At 62.0% G+C, this 3,645-nt stretch carries 4 protein-coding genes; 2 read left to right on the top strand and 2 right to left on the bottom strand.

Features of this window, described 5'->3' with window-relative positions; genetic code table 11:
- Positions 1–538: transaldolase family protein (locus B3873_RS25270; RefSeq protein ID WP_286869797.1), on the top strand; the 538-nt coding region annotated here is incomplete at its 5' end.
- 109 nt (positions 539–647) lie between these two features.
- Here the strand turns inward: B3873_RS25270 and B3873_RS25265 are convergent.
- Positions 648–1,607 (bottom strand): sugar-binding transcriptional regulator, encoded by a 960-nt coding sequence (locus B3873_RS25265; protein WP_209532083.1) that lies wholly within the window; start codon positions 1,605–1,607, stop codon positions 648–650.
- Between the two features lie 65 nt (positions 1,608–1,672).
- Positions 1,673–2,134, bottom strand: coding sequence for a ribose 5-phosphate isomerase B (gene rpiB / locus B3873_RS25260; protein WP_034340041.1), 462 nt, complete (start codon positions 2,132–2,134; stop codon positions 1,673–1,675).
- A gap of 297 nt (positions 2,135–2,431) precedes the next feature.
- On the opposite strand from rpiB, the gene B3873_RS25255 reads away from it, so the two are divergent.
- Positions 2,432–3,645, top strand: a 1,214-nt coding sequence (locus B3873_RS25255) for a sugar ABC transporter ATP-binding protein (protein ID WP_286869794.1), incomplete at its 3' end; no start/stop codon positions are given.

Here is a 3,645-nt window from a genome sequence, read left to right as displayed (position 1 = left end):
CCTTGCCGCTGAGATCCTGGAAAGGGATGGCATCCGCTGCAACCTGCCCCTGCTGTTCTCGCTGCCGCAAGCCATTGCCTGCGCCGAAGCCCGTGTCCAGCTGATCTCGCCCTTCGTCGGCCGCATCTATGACTGGTACAAGAAGTCCACCGGCCAGGACTACACCGGCAGCGATGACCCCGGCGTGCAGTCGGTCAAGGCGGTCTACAACTACTACCGCAAGTTCGGCTACGCCACTGAAGTGATGGGCGCCAGCTTCCGCAATACCTCGCAGATCGTCGAGCTGGCCGGTTGCGACCTGCTGACCATCAGCCCGGACCTGCTGCAGAAGCTGGCCGACACCGATGGCCCGGTCGAGCGCAAGCTGAGCAAGGAAGCGGCGGATGCCGCCGATATCGAGCGCATCTCCCTGGACGAAAAAGCCTTCCGCCTGGCCTTGAACGGCGATGCGATGGCTACCGAAAAACTGGCCGAAGGCATCCGCCAGTTCGCGGCTGATGCAGTGAAGCTGGAGCAGATCGTCGACGCATTGCGTTAAGGAGAACGGCGCAGCTGCGCCTTGTCCACGAACGTGATCCAAAAAAGAAGGCCGCATCGTCTGCACGATGCGGCCTTCTTCATTGCGCAATGGAATCCTTCGATTCAGCTCACGCAGCGTTCTTCCTGGTCGCCTCTTCCAGCGTGAGCAGCGTATGCGCAATGCTGTCGGTCGTGGCCAGCGTCTTGATGGTGCCGGTACGCAGCGCGCCCAGCATGGCGCTGGCCTTGCCGCTTTCGCTGGCGACCGCGATGACGTCGGGAATGCGCCGCAAGTCATCCACCGTCAGGCCGATGACGCGCGAGTGCGTCTCCGTGCGGATGGGTTCGCCCTGGATGTTGATGAAGTCATAGCCCATCATGTCGCCTACCGCACCATGGCGCTTGAGCTCCAGGATTTCCTGGGGCGAGAACCAGCCCATGCGCACCATCGGGCTGTCTTCATGGATATCGCCTACCCCAATGAGTGCGACGTGGGCGCGGCGCGCCTTGTCCAGCGTGGGACGGACTGCATCATTGGCCAGCAGGGCATCGCGCACGGCCGCATTGTTGACCAGTGCCGGGGCATACAGCGTTTCACTGTCGCCGCCGAAACGCGAGGCCAGGCGACGGCAGATGTGATCGGAGTTCATCGCTTCGCCACCACGATAGTAACCACCGATACCACAGACGAAGGTGGCGCTGCGCCGCGTGTTGGACACCGCGTGTTCGGACACCGCATTGATGTTGCGCCCGATGCCGACGGCCACGATGCTGTCATCGGTCAGGCTGCGGTCGAGGTGATTGGCCACCAGGCCGGCCAGCATGGCGCGCTGGCGGTCCTGGTCGTTGTGGCTGACCGAGATGAGCGCACGCTCGATGCCGAAACGCTGCATCAGCGCGTGTTCCAGCTCGATGGTCTGGCCCGGATGATGGCGCACGCGGATTTCCACGATGCCCTCGTCCTGCGCCCGCTTGAGCATGCGTGCAATCGAGGCGCGCGAAATCGAAAAGCGCTCCGACAGCTCCTGCTGCGTCAGGCCATCGACGTAATACAGCGTGGCCAGGCGCGTCAATTCATCCATGGACATGGATTCCCCCCTTGGCTTGCGTTTGCCTCTGCGTCACTGCCGGCTTGCATCCGGAAGCGCTGCGCCTATGGGCGCTTGGTATTGTGCAAATGATGTTCATACTCTTTGATGCGCTCCAGCTTTTCGGTCGAGCGCCCACCTGAAAACTCCGCCGCCAGCCAGGTATCGACGATGGCCTTGGCCAGTTCGCTCCCGACCACGCGTGCGCCCAGTGTGATGATCTGGGCGTCATTGCTCTTGCTGGCCCGTTCGGCGGAATAAGTGTCGTGGCATTGCGCCGCGCGCACCCCCGGCACCTTGTTGGCCGAGATCGCCATACCGATCCCCGTGCCGCACAGCAGGACGGCGCGGCCGATCGCCCCTTGCCGGATCTGTTCGGCCACCGCAAAGGCGATGTCGGGGTAAATCACGGGCTCCGTATCATGGGTGCCGAAGTCCACCACGTCAAGGCCCTTTCCCGCCAGATGGGCCTTGATGACCTCCTTGAGCGCATACGCCGCTTCGTCGCATCCGATACCTATTTTCATCCTTGTCTCCTGGTGACGATGAACTGCCTTGCTCATGCTCCGCCAGAATAATTATTCACAGAAGAGCATTTGTTCATCGAGAGACTAATGCAAAAGTGATCTGCACGCCACAAAAACTGCAGTAATTCAGCTTTAATACCTCGCAAATGCATTATTGCACCGCAAAACAGAAGAAAAAGTTATTTAAAGCGATGAGCAAATGAGCATTGACAGCAAAAAAATTCTTTGCAATGATGGGCTCACAACAAACATTTACCCATCGCTGGACATTTGACCAGCGCATGTATGGAGACAGCCATGGCAGAGCTTTTGCTGGAAGCACATGGAGTGAGCAAGTCCTTCCACGAGATCGTGGCGCTGGCCGACGGACGCCTGCAGTTGAAGCGCGGCAGCGTGCATGCGCTGTGCGGCGGCAACGGTGCCGGCAAATCGACCTTCCTGGCCATCATCATGGGCCTGCTGCGGCGGGATGGCGGCGAGATCCGCCTCAAGGGCCAGCCGGTGGATTTCCATTCGCCGGCCGAAGCCCTGCATCACCACATCGCCATCATCACGCAGGAGCTCTCGCCCATCCCCGGCATGAGCGTGGCAGAAAATCTCTACCTCGGCCGCGAGCCCCGCGTGGCAGGGCTCTGCGTCAACACCCGCGCCATGGAACGGCAGGCGCAGGCGCTGCTGGATCGCCTGCAATTCCAGGTCGATGCGCGCGCTCGCATGCAGGACCTGAGCCTGGCCCAGGTGCAACTGGTGGAAATTGCCAAGGCCTTCAGCCACGACTGCGATGTGATGATCATGGACGAACCCACCTCGGCCATTGGCGAGAAGGAGACCGAAGTCCTGTTCCGCGCCATCCGCAGCGTGGCCGCACAAGGCACCGGCATCATCTACGTGTCGCACCGTCTTTCCGAAATTTTCCAGATCGCCGACAGCTACACGGTCTTTCGCGACGGCCGCTTCGTCGAGACCGGTCTGATCCGCGACATCGACCGCGCCAGCCTGGTCAAGGCCATCGTCGGCCGCACGCTGCAGGTGCAGGAGCGCCGCCGTCGCCAGGGTGGCGAGGCGATCCTGTCGACCGAAGCACTGGGCCGCCAAGGGGAATTCGACCAGGTCTCGCTGCAGGTTCATGCGGGCGAAGTGGTCGGCATCTATGGCCTGATGGGCTCGGGCCGCAGCGAATACCTCAATTGCATCTATGGCCTGACCCGGCCCGACCAGGGGGCCGTCACGCTGCGGCAGCGGCCCCTGCCCGCAGGCCGGCCCGCGGCCAGCATCGCCGCTGGTCTGTCACTGGTGACCGAAGACCGCAAGGACAGCGGACTGGTGCTGTGCGCCTCAATCCAGGACAACATCGTGCTGGCCGCCTACCGGCGCATGTCGCGCCTGCCGCTGATCCGGCGCAGCCGCGTCGATACGCTGGTGCGGCAGATGATCCAGCGCCTGCAGATCAAGGTGAGTTCACCGCATCTGCCGGTCTCGTCCATGAGCGGCGGCAACCAGCAGAAGGTGGT

Origin of the sequence: Herbaspirillum sp. UBA812 (genome assembly GCF_002296545.1) — a bacterium.
Classification (GTDB): domain Bacteria; phylum Pseudomonadota; class Gammaproteobacteria; order Burkholderiales; family Burkholderiaceae_D; genus Herbaspirillum; species Herbaspirillum huttiense.
Note: the sequence above shows the minus strand (reverse complement) of the source record. Positions and strands in the feature narration are given on the sequence as shown.

Excerpts from the sequence above, each read along its gene's own strand:
- rpiB (WP_034340041.1), bottom strand. The coding sequence starts at position 2,134 with ATGAAAATAGGTATCGGATGCGACGAAGCGGCGTATGCGCTCAAGGAG.
- B3873_RS25265 (WP_209532083.1), bottom strand. The coding sequence starts at position 1,607 with ATGTCCATGGATGAATTGACGCGCCTGGCCACGCTGTATTACGTCGAT.